General features: G+C 33.9%; 20 protein-coding genes and 1 other annotated feature. Of the genes, 15 read left to right on the top strand and 5 right to left on the bottom strand.

Annotated elements, in window-relative coordinates; genetic code table 11:
• Positions 1-57: 57 nt before the first annotated feature.
• Positions 58-1,167, top strand: coding sequence for a M20/M25/M40 family metallo-hydrolase (locus tag NBE98_RS12145; RefSeq protein ID WP_250815251.1), 1,110 nt, complete (start codon positions 58-60; stop codon positions 1,165-1,167).
• Between the two features lie 74 nt (positions 1,168-1,241).
• Positions 1,242-1,532, top strand: coding sequence for a hypothetical protein (locus NBE98_RS12140; protein WP_250815250.1), 291 nt, complete (start codon positions 1,242-1,244; stop codon positions 1,530-1,532).
• 50 nt (positions 1,533-1,582) lie between these two features.
• Here the strand turns inward: NBE98_RS12140 and NBE98_RS12135 are convergent, their stop codons facing one another.
• Positions 1,583-2,275 carry an LbetaH domain-containing protein gene (locus NBE98_RS12135; RefSeq protein WP_250815249.1) on the bottom strand — a complete coding sequence of 231 codons (693 nt, stop codon included), beginning with the start codon at positions 2,273-2,275 and terminating at the stop codon, positions 1,583-1,585.
• A 285-nt stretch (positions 2,276-2,560) separates the two neighbouring features.
• Between NBE98_RS12135 and NBE98_RS12130 the strand changes: the two genes are divergently transcribed.
• Positions 2,561-3,100 carry a CBO0543 family protein gene (locus NBE98_RS12130; RefSeq protein WP_250815248.1) on the top strand — a complete coding sequence of 180 codons (540 nt, stop codon included), beginning with the start codon at positions 2,561-2,563 and terminating at the stop codon, positions 3,098-3,100.
• 149 nt (positions 3,101-3,249) lie between these two features.
• A complete protein-coding gene (gene hisS / locus NBE98_RS12125) occupies positions 3,250-4,563 on the top strand; it encodes a histidine--tRNA ligase (RefSeq protein ID WP_250815247.1) in 1,314 nt (437 codons plus the stop codon).
• Between the two features lie 33 nt (positions 4,564-4,596).
• Here the strand turns inward: hisS and NBE98_RS12120 are convergent, their stop codons facing one another.
• From NBE98_RS12120 to NBE98_RS12110, 3 genes are all read right to left on the bottom strand, one after another.
• Positions 4,597-4,776, bottom strand: a complete 180-nt coding sequence (locus NBE98_RS12120; RefSeq protein WP_250815246.1) for a hypothetical protein — start codon at positions 4,774-4,776, stop codon at positions 4,597-4,599.
• 133 nt (positions 4,777-4,909) lie between these two features.
• Complete coding sequence (locus tag NBE98_RS22530; protein WP_250815245.1) at positions 4,910-6,340, bottom strand: HAMP domain-containing sensor histidine kinase; 1,431 nt, start codon at positions 6,338-6,340, stop codon at positions 4,910-4,912.
• A gap of 12 nt (positions 6,341-6,352) precedes the next feature.
• Positions 6,353-7,048, bottom strand: a complete 696-nt coding sequence (locus tag NBE98_RS12110) for a response regulator transcription factor (protein WP_250815244.1) — start codon at positions 7,046-7,048, stop codon at positions 6,353-6,355.
• 203 nt (positions 7,049-7,251) lie between these two features.
• On the opposite strand from NBE98_RS12110, the gene NBE98_RS12105 reads away from it, so the two are divergent.
• The 5 genes from NBE98_RS12105 to NBE98_RS12085 all read left to right on the top strand — a co-directional run bounded on the left by NBE98_RS12105 (position 7,252) and on the right by NBE98_RS12085 (position 12,006).
• Positions 7,252-7,950, top strand: a complete 699-nt coding sequence (locus NBE98_RS12105) for a hypothetical protein (protein ID WP_250815243.1) — start codon at positions 7,252-7,254, stop codon at positions 7,948-7,950.
• A gap of 183 nt (positions 7,951-8,133) precedes the next feature.
• Positions 8,134-8,370 (top strand): helix-turn-helix transcriptional regulator, encoded by a 237-nt coding sequence (locus tag NBE98_RS12100; protein ID WP_250815242.1) that lies wholly within the window; start codon positions 8,134-8,136, stop codon positions 8,368-8,370.
• Positions 8,371-8,823, top strand: a complete 453-nt coding sequence (gene def / locus NBE98_RS12095) for a peptide deformylase (RefSeq protein ID WP_250815241.1) — start codon at positions 8,371-8,373, stop codon at positions 8,821-8,823.
• A 60-nt stretch (positions 8,824-8,883) separates the two neighbouring features.
• Positions 8,884-9,143, top strand: a binding site (T-box leader).
• A 453-nt stretch (positions 9,144-9,596) separates the two neighbouring features.
• Complete coding sequence (gene tyrS / locus NBE98_RS12090) at positions 9,597-10,793, top strand: tyrosine--tRNA ligase (protein ID WP_250815240.1); 1,197 nt, start codon at positions 9,597-9,599, stop codon at positions 10,791-10,793.
• A 103-nt stretch (positions 10,794-10,896) separates the two neighbouring features.
• A complete protein-coding gene (locus NBE98_RS12085; protein WP_250815239.1) occupies positions 10,897-12,006 on the top strand; it encodes a leucine-rich repeat domain-containing protein in 1,110 nt (369 codons plus the stop codon).
• A 41-nt stretch (positions 12,007-12,047) separates the two neighbouring features.
• On the opposite strand, the gene NBE98_RS12080 is transcribed toward NBE98_RS12085, so the two are convergent.
• Positions 12,048-12,374, bottom strand: a complete 327-nt coding sequence (locus NBE98_RS12080) for a hypothetical protein (protein WP_250815238.1) — start codon at positions 12,372-12,374, stop codon at positions 12,048-12,050.
• A 278-nt stretch (positions 12,375-12,652) separates the two neighbouring features.
• On the opposite strand from NBE98_RS12080, the gene NBE98_RS12075 reads away from it, so the two are divergent.
• From NBE98_RS12075 to NBE98_RS12050, 6 genes are all read left to right on the top strand, one after another.
• Positions 12,653-13,297: a class I SAM-dependent methyltransferase gene (locus NBE98_RS12075; RefSeq protein WP_250815237.1), complete on the top strand. Its 645-nt coding sequence runs from the start codon at positions 12,653-12,655 to the stop codon at positions 13,295-13,297.
• 21 nt (positions 13,298-13,318) lie between these two features.
• Positions 13,319-13,813 carry an NUDIX hydrolase gene (locus NBE98_RS12070; RefSeq protein ID WP_250815236.1) on the top strand — a complete coding sequence of 165 codons (495 nt, stop codon included), beginning with the start codon at positions 13,319-13,321 and terminating at the stop codon, positions 13,811-13,813.
• A 21-nt stretch (positions 13,814-13,834) separates the two neighbouring features.
• Entirely contained in the window at positions 13,835-15,001 is a 1,167-nt protein-coding gene (locus tag NBE98_RS12065; RefSeq protein WP_250815235.1) for a PstS family phosphate ABC transporter substrate-binding protein, read from the top strand.
• Between the two features lie 86 nt (positions 15,002-15,087).
• Positions 15,088-15,336, top strand: coding sequence for a hypothetical protein (locus tag NBE98_RS12060; RefSeq protein WP_250815234.1), 249 nt, complete (start codon positions 15,088-15,090; stop codon positions 15,334-15,336).
• A gap of 217 nt (positions 15,337-15,553) precedes the next feature.
• Positions 15,554-15,718, top strand: a complete 165-nt coding sequence (locus tag NBE98_RS12055; protein ID WP_250815233.1) for a hypothetical protein — start codon at positions 15,554-15,556, stop codon at positions 15,716-15,718.
• Between the two features lie 23 nt (positions 15,719-15,741).
• A complete protein-coding gene (locus NBE98_RS12050; protein ID WP_250815232.1) occupies positions 15,742-15,915 on the top strand; it encodes a hypothetical protein in 174 nt (57 codons plus the stop codon).

The following is a 15,915-nucleotide window of genomic DNA, read 5'->3' as shown; positions in this document are numbered from 1 at the left end:
TCTAATGGGATTAGTTTTAAATTAGTAGTGATTATAAAAAAGAAAGGAAGCGGTAAAATGGTTAATAGAGAAAGAATAGTTAATGAGTTTCTAAAGTATATACAAATAGACAGCTTGTCTGGAACTGAGGGAAACTTTGCAAAATTTATCATAGGCGAGCTTGAGGCTGTTGGAGCTGAAGTTTATGTAGATGCTGCAGGAGAAAAAATTGGCGGAGAAACTGGAAATGTTATTGCTAAGGTTAAGGGAAGTCTTGATAAGCAGCCGGTTTTATTTAGCTGTCATATGGATACAGTAACTCCTGGAATAGGAATAAAGCCCGTAATTAAAGATGAGGTTATATACAGTGATGGAACTACTATACTTGGCGGTGATAACAAGGCAGGTATAGCTGCGGTACTTGAGGCTTTAAAGTGTATAAAGGAAAATAATTTGGAGCATGGTCCAATAGAAATTGTGTTTAGCATAGCAGAGGAAACAGGATTATTTGGTGCTAAAAATCTTGACTACAACAGGCTTGAAGCAAAGCTAGGTTATGTGCTTGATAGCGGCGGAGAACCAGGACAAATTATTGTAAAGGGACCTGCTCAGGATAAAATAGATGTAAAAATCATTGGAAGACCTGCCCATGCTGGAGTTTGCCCTGAAGAAGGGATAAGTGCAATTCAGGTTGCTTCTGCTGCAATAGCAAATATGAGACTTTTAAGAATTGATGAAGAAACTACGGCTAACATAGGTTCAATAAGTGGTCAGGGGCCAACAAATATAGTTTGTCCTGAAGTTATAATAAAAGCAGAAGCAAGAAGCTTAAGCAGTGAAAAGCTTGATGCTCAAACAGCTCATATGGTTCAGTGCTTTGAAAAGGCAGCTGAGAATTTTGGAGCAAAAGTTGAAATTGAGACTTCAAGAGCGTATGGTCCTTTTGTTATAGACGAAGATGATGAAATTGTTGCCCTTGTAAAGAAGGCTTGTGGTAATATGGGATTAAGCTCCTTCACAGCAGCTACAGGAGGCGGCAGCGACACTAATATACTAAATGGACATGGTATAAAAGCTGTTAATCTTGGAATAGGTGAAAGAAAGCCTCATACTCTTGAAGAACATTTGAGAATTGAGGATTTAGTTAACACATCAAGGTTAGTTTTAGAAATAATTAAAGCAGTTTAATTTGGAGCTCCACATTGGTGGGGCTCTTTTTGGTATACTATATTTAAACTATACAGGACAAAGGATGTGATTTAGTGATAGACAGATGTATACTGAGCTTAATAAAAATATCCTCAAAGGGAAGCTATGAGGCTACTAAGGAAGGCTTCTTAATACAAATTGGTGAATCTCAAAAGTGCATGGCACTATTAAATAACGAGGCAGTTGAATTCAACATAAAAACTATTAAATGGCTTCCAGGTTCTTATGAACCTATTGAAGAAAAGACTTTATATAAAAAAATTGAGTATATGGAGCTAGATGGCTTAAGCAATGAGGAAATCTTATCTAGATTTAAATCTATTGTTGATAAGCTCAGCGATTAGTTTCAAAGAATGAATAGCAAGAATACTAAAAGGAGCCTTGAGGGCTCCTTTTAGTATTCTTGATTAAGTAAATTATTAGTGTTACAGGCTAATCCACAGGAACAACGGGTTGAACCAAACAGTACTGAATAGGAAAGCGGAAACTCTCTATTAACATTTTGAACATCCCTTGTAAATTCCTGTTGTGCTTCAGTGAGGGTAGGCAGAGCGTCAGCTTCCTGCTGTGTATCAATAACAGCTCCAAGAGGTACAAAACGATTATCAGGCAGTCTTACACCACCAGTCACAACTGCATTTGGAGATATATAAGCACCTTCCCCAATAATACAGTTAAAAACAATGGCATTAAAGCCTACAAAAGCATTATCCTTAATCTTGCAGGGTCCATGAACTAAACAACCATGAGCACAGCTGACACCTTCACCGATGTAAATTGAATACTTTCTTCCATTTGATATAACTCTTCCATTCTTTAAACCATGCAAAATAACTCCATCTTGAATATTTGTATTTGCTCCAATATAAAAAGGTGTTCCTTCATCTGCTCTTATAGACACATTTGAGGCAATAAAAACATTCTCCTTTATAGTTATATCCCCAATTACTGAGGAAAAGGGACCGATAAAAGCAGAAGAATCTACAGTTGGGCAAATGCTGCAAGGGTTAAAAGAAGTAGAGGGGTTAGGACCGATAAAATGTACAAAAATATTAAGCATATCTTTAGGAATCTTGGAAAGTTTCATATACTTCTCCTTCTTAATAAAGGGCTTTCCTATATTCTATTTTAGACTCAAAAAAGATGTTACTGCATAAATGCGTATAAAATATAGAAATATATTGATTTGATCTTGTAAGATTTTTTTTGAATCTGCAGGGAATTATATGAACATAGTAGCTCAATGATTGGTTAAGGAAGGTTATATTATGCATTTTATACTTTGTATAATAACTGTATATATGGTGTTCATTATTGTAGCATTGCCGAAAGTTTTGATATACAAAGTACCAGTATAAAGGGGTTTTTAGAGATGAATAATAGAGTTTTAGATGATATACATAGTAAGTTCGTTGATATAAATAAAGAACTTTTTAATTTGTGGCGTGTTGAAGTTTTGTTTAGCTGGAGATGGTGGCTCAACTTAGCTCTAACTATTATTCCTTGGATAATATGGATGAGGTATAGGCGTAGAGAAGATACAATACGAATGCTGTTTACTGCCTTTGTTATAGCAGTAGTTACCGATTTTCTCGATATTATTGGTATTTCTTATGGACTTTGGCACTATGACTGGACGCTGCTTCCCCTATTTCCCATATATATCCCATGGAATTTTTCTTTATTCCCTGTTCTCATTATGTTTATGTTTCAAACTATGCCAAAGGTTAGTCCTATTATAAAAGCTCTTGGTTTCGGAGGGTTTAGCGGCTATTTAATGGAGCCTGTTTTTTCGAAAATAGGTATGTATCACAATATTCGCTGGAGCTGTTTTAAGTCTTTTATAATTTATGTACCTTTATATTTATTTTTCTTTTGGGTATACAAACAAACAGAAAAATGTAAAATTTAAATAAAACTAGTGAAACACTTAACAAAAATAGTCTATAATATATATTAATAACTTTATGTATTGATAACATGAGGTTGTTTGTTTTATTATAATAAAGTGATGAATTTAATTTACATATTAAATGAAATTGAATAGGAGAGAATTAAGATATGGCTAATCAAATAGTTAAACCATCAACCCTTCCAGGCTTTCTAGAGTGGCTTCCAGCTGACCAAATAGCTTTTAATAAAATGATGGATACAATAAGAAAGAATTATGAAAAGTATGGCTTTATTCCTGTGGATACTCCTGTTATAGAAAAGTCAGAGGTACTTTTGGCTAAAGGTGGCGGAGATACAGAAAAGCAAATTTATAGATTCAACAAGGGTGACAGTGATTTGTCCCTTCGTTTCGACCTTACTGTTCCTCTAGCTAGATTTGTGGCTCAACACATGAGCGAATTAAACTTTCCCTTTAGGAGATACCAAATAGGTAAGGTTTATAGAGGAGAAAGAAGTCAAAAAGGTAGATTTAGAGAATTCTACCAATGTGATATAGATATAATAGGAAACGGAAAGCTAAACATTATAAACGATGCTGAAATTCCTAGTATCATTTACTCAACCTTTACTGACCTAGGCTTTGACTCCTTCACAATTCACATCAACAACAGAAAGGTTTTAAACGGCTTCTTTGAAGCAGTTGGTGTTGAAGCTAAGATGGAGGTTTTAAGAACCATCGACAAGCTTGACAAGATAGGCATGGAGGCAGTTAAAAGTGAGCTTAAGGAGTTAGGCTTAGCTGACGAGGCTGTTTCTAGAATTGAGCAGTTTATAAATATCACAGGCAGCAATGATGAAATATTAGAAGGCTTAAAAAATCTTAACATAGAAAACGAAGAGTTTGCTTTAGGCTTAGAGGAGCTTTCAAAGGTTGTTTATTATATAAGGCAATTTGGAGTTCCTGATAAAAACTTTGCTATAGATTTAAAAATAGCAAGAGGACTTGATTACTATACAGGAACAGTTTATGAAACAATACTTAACGATTACCCAAGCATTGGTTCAGTATGCTCAGGGGGGAGATATGACAACCTTGCTGAATACTATACAACCCAAAAGCTTCCAGGAGTAGGTATTTCTATAGGCTTAAGCAGATTGTTCTATCAGCTTAAGGAAGCAGGCTTCTTTAAGGAAAGTACTTCTTCAACCTTAACAAAGGTTTTAGTTGTACCAATGGACGAGAATATTGGTTACTCAATTGGAGTTTCAAACGAGCTTAAAAAAGCCGGCATAATTACTGAAGTTTATTTTGAAGAAGGTAAGTTTGCAAAGAAACTTAATTATGCAAACAAACTAGGAATCCCTTATGTAATTATAATTGGTGGAGACGAGATTGCTAGTGGTGTATTAACTCTTAAGAATATGGTTACTGGGGAGCAGTTTAAGCTAACTGTACAAGACATAGTAGACAAAATTAAATAAAGATATTAGAAGGCAGCCTAAGCAGGCTGCCTTTTACAATACTATCTCCACAGAATATAATCCATCTATATTAACAAACTTGCCTATAGTAGACTTTTGTCCTGAAGGATTATTTATTAAGTCATTTATATTAACCACTTTCATAAGCATTTTTGCTATCATTGGGTTTAATTCGCTAGATTTACCATCTTTAAAATGCAGTATTATTTTCATAGTAAAAAACCTCCTTTCTTGAATACATAGGTCTATATATGTTTATTCAGTAAGGAGAGAATTTGTTCATGTTATTTTTAAAACAATATATTGAGGTGTTGTACACATTATGCACAATATGTTGTGGATAACTTTACAGAATTATTTTAAAATAAGCTCCACCCTGTGGATTGTTTTCTGCAGTTATGCTTCCTTTGTGCTTTTCTACTATGGTTTTGGCTATTGCAAGTCCTAAACCATACTTGCCGCCTTTGCCTTTATAGAATCTGTCAAATATTCTGGGAATATCCTCTTCTTCAAGACCAGAGCCATCATCTAATATTTTAATGACTGAATAACTATCTTCTATTGAAAAGAAAATATCTATATTTTCCTTAGCATATCTTAATGAGTTTGCAAGAATGTTTAATATTGACCTTGAGAATTTTTCTTCGTCAATATTAAGAACAGAGTCACTATTATCTATATGCAGCCTAATATTTCTATTTTCATAAAGTGCTATTCCTCTTATCCTTTCAATACAGCTTCTTAGGAAGTTTTCTGCATTAACTGCTTCTATATTCAGGTTTTCCTGCATTGTATCTATTTTAGACAGATAAAGCAAATCTTCTACCAGGCTTGAAAGCCTTTTGCTTTCATCAATTATTATTTCAACTGCTTTATCTTTGTTTTCCACCACACCATACTTAATTCCTTCAGCGTAGCCTTGAATAGACATTAAGGGTGTGCGAAGCTCGTGAGAAGAGTTTTGAAGGAAGGTTTTCATTGTATTATCATAAGCAGATAGCTTCTCTGACATGGCAATCATGGTTCTGCCGAGTTCACCAGTTTCATCATCTGAAAAGTTGATTTCAGGGGCTGCATATTCCCTGTTTCCAATGTTTTGAGCAAATTTGCTAAGCTGTGAAATTGGATTGGAAATTTTCCGAGACAATGCATTAGACATAGTTAATGCCATTGCTGCTGCCAGCAAAAGTATTCCTGCCAATATAATGTTAATGGTAGACTTAAGCTGCATACTTTGGGCTAAATCAGAATAGAGGAACAGGTAACCTATGCTCTTATTGTTTTGAAGCTTTAGGGGATAGACCATAGAGGCATAGCTTTTGCCTGAAGCTGAAAAATATAATATTCTATTTTTTACAGCTTCGGCGGAAGTTATACTTTCCTGCTTAAGTGCTGGAAGTATTTCTTCTTTAAGTGTTTGAGAATCTTCGCTTGAGTGAAGATTATAAATTAGATTTTTATTTTTTCCTATAATTGCATAGTTAATATCCATTATAAATTGAGTTTGCTTTAGTGCTCTATTGATTTTAAGCACAGCTTTTAAATTCTCTCTATCTTCTTTTTTTAAGCTAGACTCTAGATTTAAATCAGCAAGATCTGTAGCTATAAATTTACGAAGCACTGCAGCAGCTGCGACTAACTGCTTCTTAGCTTGTGACCTTATATAAAGACTAAGACAAATATTAAAGGCTATGACCGTTGTTAAAAGTACTGCTAAAACAACAGAAATCTGTGAAAGAAATATACTTTTCTTGATAGTTTTTCTTGCCTTTATCACTTTAAATTCCTCTCAATCCTCGCTTGATATTATAAAGCCAAAGCCCCAGAGGGTTTCAATTTTTAGACTGGAGCCTGCATTTGAAAGCTTTTTTCTAATTCTTTTTATCATATCATCAGTAGCTCTAGTATCTACATCACTTTCAAAGCCCCACACTTTGTTCAAAAGCTCTTCTCTTGAAACTCCTTTATTTTTGTTGTTTGATAGATATAATAGAAGGTTAAATTCCATAGGAGTGAGCTCTAAATTTCGATTTTTACATTCAGCATATCTCTTCTCTGGGTAAATGGTTATATCTGAAATTTTAATTTCTTCAGAAGAAATTTTTATAGACTTATCAAAATCCATTCTCTTAAAAATGCTTTTTACACGGAGCACAAGCTCTACAGGACTGAAGGGCTTTGTTAGATAGTCATCACTTCCAAGCATAAGTCCAGCTATTTTGTCAGCTTCTGAATCTCTTGCGGAAACAAATATAATTGGAACATTGCTGAATTTACGTATTTCACTGCAAAGGGAAAAACCGTCCAGCTTTGGCATCATAATATCTAAAATTATCATATTGGAAGGCCTTTGCTTAAAGCTTTCTAGAAGTTCCTGACCGTCGGAAAAGCTTTCTACAGCAAAGCCTTCCTTTTGTAGGAACATTCTAATTAATTCCTGTATATTAATTTCGTCATCTGCTATGTAAATAAGCTTCTTATCCATTATAGCACCACCTTTTATCATAGGCTGTATTAAAATAAGGATCTATTTTTTATTATTATAGCATAGTTAGATTCTATTAATTATATTACAGCTAATACTGCCACAATTTTGCCGCAAACCTTCTGAGATTTAACCAAGGAAGCCGTAGTATAATAGAAACATAGGAGCTTGCAGGCTAAATAAAAGGAAGGAGAAGTATAAAAATGATAAAGAAAAAAGTTGCTGCAATAATAACAGCGGGGATAGTTATTTTAGGTGGAACTGCTACAGCTTTTGCTGCAGAAGGAAACCTAAAGGATAGCGTCAAGACCGCTAGGGAGAGTGTAAAGAAGAATGTTGAAAGCTTAAAGGGCAAGAAAGGTACTGTAGTTAAGGCGGTAGAAAGCAAGAGAGGGGAGCTTGGTTTTAAAAAGATTGATAAAGCAGAAGCCGCTCCTAAGCTGGAGGAATTAAAAACTTCAAAGGCAGAGCTTAAAAAGCTTCATGAGAACTTTAAAGCTGCAAAGGAAGCAAAGGATAAGGAAAAAATGGCTGCTTTAAAGCCGCAAATAGATAGCGCCTTAGAAAAGATAAACAGCGAGGTACAGGGTCTTGCTTCATTTAGAGAACAAGTAAAGAAAAATAAAGAGGCAAGGAAAGATATTAAGCCTCTTAGGGAAGACTTAAAGCTTATGCAGCAGCAAAGGCAAGCGATTTGGCAGGACAATAATGCTATAAGAAAAGACATTAAGAACTTAAGAGAACAGCTTAAGACTGCTATGAAAAATAATAACGAAGAAGAAACAACCAATCTTATGAACATGGTGCTTGAGAAATTAAATAAGCTAAATGACAATCTTACAAAGCTAAACAATTTTAAGGATGAGGCAGTAAGCAAGGTTAACGGATTTAAGCCTCAATAAAAGTTGTAGTTTTTGTTTTGAGGTGTATGCCTAAAAATATATAGAATAATAATACGAAAACAGCAATAATTTCTCTGAATTTTATTGCTGTTTTTACTATATTTTGTGTAAGGTTAACTTGACATGATTAGAAGGTAATGCTATATTGACAATGTAAGGTAAACATTACAGGAGTGATATCTAATGAAAAATAAAATAAAGCAATTTCGTGAACATTTAGGACTAACTCAAGAACAGTTAGGAGAGCTTGTAGGAGTATCAAGACAAGCAATTAACGCTATTGAAACAGAGAAGTTTGAACCTTCTATATGGTTAGCGTATGACATTGCAAAAGTATTTCGCAGCAGCATAGAGGAAATTTTTCTATTTGAAGAAAGTGAAAGAAAATCAAGAGCAGAGCAAAGTAGAGGTGTAGTTTAAATGGCATTGAGACAAATAAGATTGGTTGATGACGAAATATTAAGGAAAAAAAGTAAGGTAGTTGAAGTTGTAGACGATAAAATAAGACAAATATTAAATGATATGGCTGATACTATGTATAATACGGAAAATGGAGGTGGATTGGCCGCCCCACAAGTAGGTATATTAAAGAGATTAATTGTAATAGATATGGGACAAGGACTTATAAAATTAGTAAATCCAAAGATAATTAAACAAGAAGGAACACAGGAAGTTATAGAAGGTTGCTTAAGCATTCCAAATAAATGGGGTAAACTGATAAGACCTGCAAAAGTGACAATTCAAGCATTAAATGAGAATGGGGAGCAAATTACATTGACAGGTACAGGAGATTTGGCAAAATGCTTCTGTCACGAAATAGACCATTTAGAGGGCATTCTCTTTACTGATTTTGTTACCGAATATATAAAGTAATTTCATTTTTCTATATTGCAATTTTCTGAAAGCTAATATATAATGTATTAAAACAAATATTAAAATGCTTTGATGAGAAAGAGTAGGATACAAGTTGTCTTTACAGAGAGTTCCCGGTTGGTGAGAGGGGCAAGAAACAGTATTTGAATACGTCTCTGAGCAGAAGGCCAAACGCTTTTGCTAGTAGGCTGTTTACGGATTCCTTCACCCGTTATAGTGATAGAGTATCGCAGGTTTTAATGCTGTACTTGAAGAGGTTGATATGGTGACATGTCGGTGAATTAAGGTGGTAACACGGGATTTATGCTCTCGTCCTTTATGTATATAAAGGACGGGAGCTTTTTATTTTTGAGTCAGGTTAGGTTTTTAAATAGTGTCAGTCTATAGTGTGACAACTTCATCTAGGAAGTCGTTCACTGTGCAAGAAAATCTAAGCCTTCCTTTGTTTTAAAGTCCTAAGCACTCTAAACTCGCTATGCTCAAACAGTAGAGTGCTCTTAACAGACATTAAAAGCCGGAAAGCTAAGATTTTCTAGGCCTCGCTCAATGACTTCTGCGATGAAGTTGTCTCACTATACCAACACTATTTTAAAACACTAGCTTTCGCAGCCATATAACCAGTTAAGAAGATATCATGATAAGAAGATATCGCGATATCAAGAAATCAAGAAATCAAGATAACAAGTTATGGCATTTCTTGTGGGGATAAGCAGCTAAGATTTGATAAAAAGCATTTTGATTTTATATTTTAAAGATTTGAGGAGGAATAAATTATGGTAAGTGTTCAAGAACAAATTAAAATCATAACAAAAGGAGCAGCAGAGGTTATAAATGTTGAAGATTTGGAGAATAAACTTAAAAAGGCTCAGCAGGAAAACAGACCGCTGATAGTAAAGCTTGGGCTTGATCCATCAGCGCCTGATATTCACGTAGGTCACGCTGTTGTGCTTAGAAAGATGAAGCAGATTCAGGATTTAGGTCATAAAATTGTAATTATCATTGGAGATTTTACTGGAATGATTGGCGACCCTACTGGAAAATCAAAGACCAGAAAGCAATTAACTAATGAAGAGGTTTTAGAAAACGCTAAGACCTATGAAAGACAGATATTTAAAATTTTAGATAAAGAGAAAACTGAATTAAGATTTAACAGTGAATGGCTATCAAAGCTTAACTTTAAAGAGGTTATTGAGCTTGCAGGTAAATATACTGTGGCAAGAATGCTTGAGAGAGAAGACTTTAAAAATAGATTTAACAATCAATTGAGTATTGGAATCCATGAATTCTTTTACCCTTTAATGCAGGGCTTCGATTCTGTAGAAATTAATGCAGACATTGAGCTTGGTGGAACTGATCAAAGGTTTAATGTGCTTATGGGAAGAACCCTTCAAAAGGATTATGGAAAAGAGCCTCAGGTTGCGCTTTTTATGCCTCTTCTTGAGGGTACTGACGGAGTAGAGAAAATGAGTAAAAGCCTTGGAAATTACATTGGTATTAATGAGAGTGCAAGGGATATTTATGTAAAATCTATGCAGGTGCCCGATAATCTTATAATAAAATACTTTGAGCTTGCAACAGATATCCATCCTGATGAAATTGACAAGATTAAGGAGCAGTTAAATAAAGGAGCAAATCCTAGAGATATAAAAATGAATTTGGCCAAGGAAATTACAAGACTATACCATGGAGATTCCAAAGCTCAGGAAGCTGAGGAATACTTCAAAACTCTTTTCCAAAACAATGAAATTCCTGAAGATATACCAGTATTTCAGGTAAGTGGAGATGAAAGTCTTATAGAAATTATGCTGAATTCTAAGCTTGTGCCCTCTAAAAGCGAAGGGAAAAGGCTGATAATGCAAGGTGGAGTTAAAATTAATGGTGAAAAGGCGAATGAAGCAGATAGAACCGATTTTAAAAACGATGATGTAATTCAAGTTGGAAAAAGAAAATTCATTAAGCTTGCCCTATAGAAAATATAAGTTAAATTAACGCTTACAGATTAAAGTTTTTGCTTCATATAATCGCTCTTCCAAGGGGAATATAAGAATATATGTTGAAAGGGAGAGCGTTAATATGAAGAAAAAGTGTTTATCTATTCTAACTGCTATAGCTATAAGTTATCTATATGTAATTGAAAGCCCTGTTATTGTATTTGCTGAAGAGACTAAATACACATATAATGTACAACAACTGGCTAATTTCAAGGATAAAAATTTAGAAAAGGTTATTAGAGAAAAGCTTAATAAGCCTATTGGACCATTATATATAAAGGATTTGCAAAGCATAACAGAGCTTGAAGCAGATAATAAAAATATCTCTAGCCTTGAAGGAATACAGCAGCTTTCAAAGCTTAATACCTTGGAGATAAACTTTAATAATATTACTGATTTAAGACCCTTAGCTGCTCTTAGCAGCCTAAGAAATCTTAGCATAAGCTACAATAAAATCTCAAACCTTATGCCTTTAACTTCTTTAAAAAATTTGACGGTTTTAAATCTACAAAAAAACAATATATCAAATATTATTCCATTAAGGGTATTAAGTAACTTAACAAATTTAGATTTAAGCTTTAACGCAATTTCTAATATTGCACCTTTAGGAGGGTTAACAAAATTAGCAGTGTTAGAATTGTATGGCAATAATATTACAAATATAAGTCCATTGGCAGGTTTAACTAATTTAACTTCTTTGACACTAGGAATGAACGGAATATCAAATATTGCACCGCTAAGAGGACTTACCAAGTTGCAAATACTTGAGCTTGGTCATAATAAGATAGTAAATCTTAGTCCGCTAAGCAGCTTAAAGGCTTTAAGGGATTTATATTTATATGAAAACAATATAAGCAATATATATCCTTTACAGACACTAACAAACCTTAGACATCTGTTTTTAGAAAGCAATAAAATATCTGATATTAAGGGTACAGGAGAGCTTACTAACCTGGAAACCTTGTATTTGGATAATAATAGAATAGTTGATATAAGTGCTTTAGGAAGTTTAAAAAATTTAATTGGTTTAAGATTATCTCGCAATAAAATAGAAAATGTTATAAGCCTTAGTAATTTGACAAAGCTTCAAATTCTAGACCTTAGCAATAATAACATTAAAGACATAAGCCCGTTATCAAAAATAAAGCCTAAATATATGGATGTTTCAAATAATCCTATAGTAAAGAGATAACAAAAAAGAATCTCCCTTTTAATAAAAAGGAGATTCTTTAATTATTTAAGCCCACTTACTTTTCCCTTTAATGCCTTTATACGCCCATTAACATAGTTTATAAGCTCATATTTTCTGTCTTTGATATCATTTGGAGCGCTAGAAACTATGGACATTATGTCTAATATATTCCACTTAATATCATCTGATATTTCATAGGACAAAAGTTTATTTTTTACCTTCCAGTAGGTAAGGTTAAATTCATCTGCTTGCCTTTTTGTATAGTATCCCTTTTCAACACCAAATTGAAAAAGATCAGCAGCAGATTCTAGTTCCTCTAAATTTTCAACCTTTAAAGTCTCCTCTGTAAGAGCCTGAAATGATTTCATTATGACCACTCCTTTTTAATGAGCTAACCTTATTTTAAGCCTTTATTAGGATTCATATACTGGAGTATATTGGTCGTAATCCCATAGCAAATTCAAGGCACGCGGTATAATAATAGCTTGTTTGCATTTTCTTGTCAATATTTTTATTTATCAAAGGAAATAAATTGAAATGCATATATAATATAGAATATAATTAAAGTTAATAATTATTAGAAAAAATTATAGACGGGCAATTTATAATTTCTAAGCTAAAATAAGACATATGAGGTTGATATTTTATGGTTAAATCAAAGGAATGGAATTGGGCTGAGGTAAAGGAAAATATATGGAATGAACCTTCAGAGGATGTTTATTACTATGTGAGTAGATGGAAAAAACAAGGCTTTAAAAAATTTTTAGATTTAGGCTGTGGACTTGGAAGACATTCAGTTTTATTTGCTGAAAACGGATTTGATACATACAGCTTGGATTTGTCGGATTTTGGTTTAAATGCTTTAAACACAAAAGCTGAACAACTAGGTTTGGAAGTAAAGACTGTGCTTGGTGATATAAATAATCTTCCTTATGAAGATAACATGTTTGATTGTCTATTGTCTTATCACGTTATATCACACACGGACACTCAAGGGATTAAGGTTATTATAGGTGAGATAAATAGAGTGTTAAAAAACGGGGGAGAATTTTTTATAACCTTGTGTTCAAAAAATAGCCCATCCTATACAAAAAAGAACTATCCTAAACTCGACGAGAATACAATAGTAAAAACAGAAGAACCTGAAGCAGGAGTACCCCATTTTTATTCAGATTTAAATGGAGTTAAGGATTTGCTTGGCAATTTTGAAGTTATTAGGATTCGACATATAGAGGATATATATGAAGATACTAGCGGATGGCACTATTTTATTCATGGACGAAAAAGATAATTTAAGAAAGGTTATGATGCAATGGAGATTTGGGATATATTAGATGGAGAAGGTAAGAAAACAGGAAAAACTATTATAAGAGGACAAGAGCTTAAGGATGGGGATTATCACCTCGTTGTTCACATATGGATACTAAATGATAAAGGTGAGTTTTTAATACAAAGAAGAGCAGAACATTTAAGGCTTCTTCCGGGGCTTTGGGCGGCAACTGGAGGCTCTGCAGTAGCAGGTGAAGATGGAAAGACTGCAGCAATTAGGGAAGTTAAAGAAGAACTTGGAATAGATGTTGATACAGAAAACATGATAAAGCTTAAGACTATGAAAAGAAGAAACAACTTTGCTGAGATTTGGCTTGTAAAGCAAAATATTTCACTAAGGGATGTACATCTACAGGCTGAAGAGGTAAGCGGTGCAAAATGGGTTACAAAAGAAGAGCTTGAGAATATGATAAAATCTGGAGGCTTTCACAACTATGGGGAGGACTACTTTAAAGATATATTGGCACTTATGAAATAGTAATAGATTGGGGAGTTGGATATGAAGATACTTTCAAATATTCTACTTTGTCTCTTTTTTGGAGGCGTATTATTTGTTGTTGGTGGATTCTGTGCATTATTTGTTGTTTTTTCATCGGGTAAAGTCTTATATGGGTATGTAGTAATGGCTGCTTTTGTAGGACTTTTTATATATACAATAATGATGCTTTATGGTTTTATAAATAAAAAGAGATTAAACTATGGTTTGGGTATCTTTATGCTTATTTGTATATTAACAGCTTCGGGCTATAAGATAAGTGAAGTAGTAGAAAAAAATATTCCTACTGTAAATGATGAGATTGTTGATTTAAATAACTACAAGCCATTTAAAGATGATACAAAAGCAGTGTCTCTTTCAGAGGCTTCAACTCTAAAGCTAAAAGATAACTTGCCAAGACTTGACGGTGCAACAGCTTTGTACCCTTTATATTCTGCTTTTGCAAGAGCTGTCTATCCTGAGGGGGATTATGAGGTATATGACGGTAAAGTTATGTGCTCAACTACTGACAGTGCTTATAGAAATCTTATTGAAGGAAATGCAGATATTATATTTGCAGCACGTCCATCAAACGAGCAGCTGGAGGCTGCAAAGGCCAAAGGTATAGAGCTTAAATTAACTCCTATAGGAAGAGAAGCCTTTGTATTTTTTGTTAACTCTAAAAATAAGGTAGAGGGACTTACTAAGGAACAAGTTCAAGGTATATATTCAGGACAGATTACTAATTGGAAAGAAGTTGGCGGAAAAAACGAGGATATACGAGCCTTCCAAAGACCTAGAAACAGTGGAAGCCAGACTATGCTTGAAAAATTCATGGAGAGAAAAAAATTAATGACACCTCCAAGTGAAGATATTGTTTCAATGATGGGAGGAATAATTAAAAAAACTTCAGATTATAAGAATTATAAAAATTCAATAGGCTACTCTTTCCTTTATTATGCCACAGAAATGGTTAAAAACAATCAGATACGTTTAATAAAAATAGATGGAGTTTATCCAAGCAGGGAGACAATTAGAAATGGACAATATCCTCTTTCAGCTGAGTTTTATGCTGTTACAGCAGGAAGCACTAATCCTAATGTGCAGCCTTTTATTAACTGGATATTAGGAAATCAAGGGGAATATTTAATAGAGAAGACAGGATATACGTCAATGAATTCGGGGAAATAGCGGATATCATTTTAACTTCATTATATTTAATATTAAAGTTGGAATACTAAGCATGTATACTTACTTAGAAAAAGGTGGGATTTTACATGCAGGATAATCAAAGTGGAGTACAAGGGCTTTTGACTTTAAACTATCACTCACATGAGGAAGAAAACATAATAGAATCCTCGGCTGCACAGCTGTCTGCTGGGGATAAAAATTCAGTAGTGCTTTTAGAATACAATCAACAAAAGCAAATGGACAGCGAGGAATATAACAAAAAAGATAGCAGAAAGTATTCAATAGATGCGGATAAGCTCATATCCCTAATAAAGGAGCATGGAACACAGGTTTGAGAAATATAACTTAGCCTGTTGTGCCGGATTAGTCTTTAATCACCGCGAGAATGTATAAAATATATTAATTTTTATTATGTTTATAGGTGCAAAACTACATTAAGTTTTGCACCATATTTTTTTATTAAATAAGTTTATAGTTAAAATACTTTAATAAATTTACACATTTATACAGTAGTAGTACAATTATACTATAGATTACTTTGGGGGATTAGATATGAAAAAGCGGGTTAAAAAGTTTTACAGGTTTCTAGCTTGGTTTTTCTCAATGATTATTGCAGCGGGAAGCTTGGCGGGGTGCCGAGGTGAAAGAGAGAATAAATACGGTCCGCCAGTCAGCAAGTACGGTCCACCTACTAGCTACGAGAAAAAGATAAATTAGTTTATAGTGAGGAGATAAAAAATATGGCTAAACAGGTTAAACAAGTGTATAGATTTTTAGCTTGGTTTCTAGCAATGCTTCTTGCGGCAGGTACCTTTGTGGGCTGCATTGGCGGAAAATATGGACCACCGCCAACGCCTAAGTATGGGCCTCCACCAGTCACAAATCAAAATAACGATAAAGGAAATGTGAATTAA

Source organism: Clostridium swellfunianum, assembly GCF_023656515.1.
GTDB lineage: Bacteria > Bacillota > Clostridia > Clostridiales > Clostridiaceae > Clostridium_AT > Clostridium_AT swellfunianum.
Note: the sequence above shows the minus strand (reverse complement) of the source record. Positions and strands in the feature narration are given on the sequence as shown.

Excerpts from the sequence above, each read along its gene's own strand:
- NBE98_RS12105 (WP_250815243.1), top strand. The coding sequence starts at position 7,252 with ATGATAAAGAAAAAAGTTGCTGCAATAATAACAGCGGGGATAGTTATT.
- NBE98_RS12130 (WP_250815248.1), top strand. The coding sequence starts at position 2,561 with ATGAATAATAGAGTTTTAGATGATATACATAGTAAGTTCGTTGATATA.
- NBE98_RS12050 (WP_250815232.1), top strand. The coding sequence starts at position 15,742 with ATGGCTAAACAGGTTAAACAAGTGTATAGATTTTTAGCTTGGTTTCTA.
- NBE98_RS12145 (WP_250815251.1), top strand. The coding sequence starts at position 58 with ATGGTTAATAGAGAAAGAATAGTTAATGAGTTTCTAAAGTATATACAA.
- NBE98_RS12055 (WP_250815233.1), top strand. The coding sequence starts at position 15,554 with ATGAAAAAGCGGGTTAAAAAGTTTTACAGGTTTCTAGCTTGGTTTTTC.
- NBE98_RS12135 (WP_250815249.1), bottom strand. The coding sequence starts at position 2,275 with ATGAAACTTTCCAAGATTCCTAAAGATATGCTTAATATTTTTGTACAT.
- NBE98_RS12080 (WP_250815238.1), bottom strand. The coding sequence starts at position 12,374 with ATGAAATCATTTCAGGCTCTTACAGAGGAGACTTTAAAGGTTGAAAAT.
- tyrS (WP_250815240.1), top strand. The coding sequence starts at position 9,597 with ATGGTAAGTGTTCAAGAACAAATTAAAATCATAACAAAAGGAGCAGCA.
- NBE98_RS12070 (WP_250815236.1), top strand. The coding sequence starts at position 13,319 with ATGGAGATTTGGGATATATTAGATGGAGAAGGTAAGAAAACAGGAAAA.
- hisS (WP_250815247.1), top strand. The coding sequence starts at position 3,250 with ATGGCTAATCAAATAGTTAAACCATCAACCCTTCCAGGCTTTCTAGAG.
- NBE98_RS12060 (WP_250815234.1), top strand. The coding sequence starts at position 15,088 with ATGCAGGATAATCAAAGTGGAGTACAAGGGCTTTTGACTTTAAACTAT.
- NBE98_RS12100 (WP_250815242.1), top strand. The coding sequence starts at position 8,134 with ATGAAAAATAAAATAAAGCAATTTCGTGAACATTTAGGACTAACTCAA.
- NBE98_RS12110 (WP_250815244.1), bottom strand. The coding sequence starts at position 7,048 with ATGGATAAGAAGCTTATTTACATAGCAGATGACGAAATTAATATACAG.
- def (WP_250815241.1), top strand. The coding sequence starts at position 8,371 with ATGGCATTGAGACAAATAAGATTGGTTGATGACGAAATATTAAGGAAA.
- NBE98_RS12065 (WP_250815235.1), top strand. The coding sequence starts at position 13,835 with ATGAAGATACTTTCAAATATTCTACTTTGTCTCTTTTTTGGAGGCGTA.
- NBE98_RS12085 (WP_250815239.1), top strand. The coding sequence starts at position 10,897 with ATGAAGAAAAAGTGTTTATCTATTCTAACTGCTATAGCTATAAGTTAT.
- NBE98_RS12075 (WP_250815237.1), top strand. The coding sequence starts at position 12,653 with ATGGTTAAATCAAAGGAATGGAATTGGGCTGAGGTAAAGGAAAATATA.
- NBE98_RS12120 (WP_250815246.1), bottom strand. The coding sequence starts at position 4,776 with ATGAAAATAATACTGCATTTTAAAGATGGTAAATCTAGCGAATTAAAC.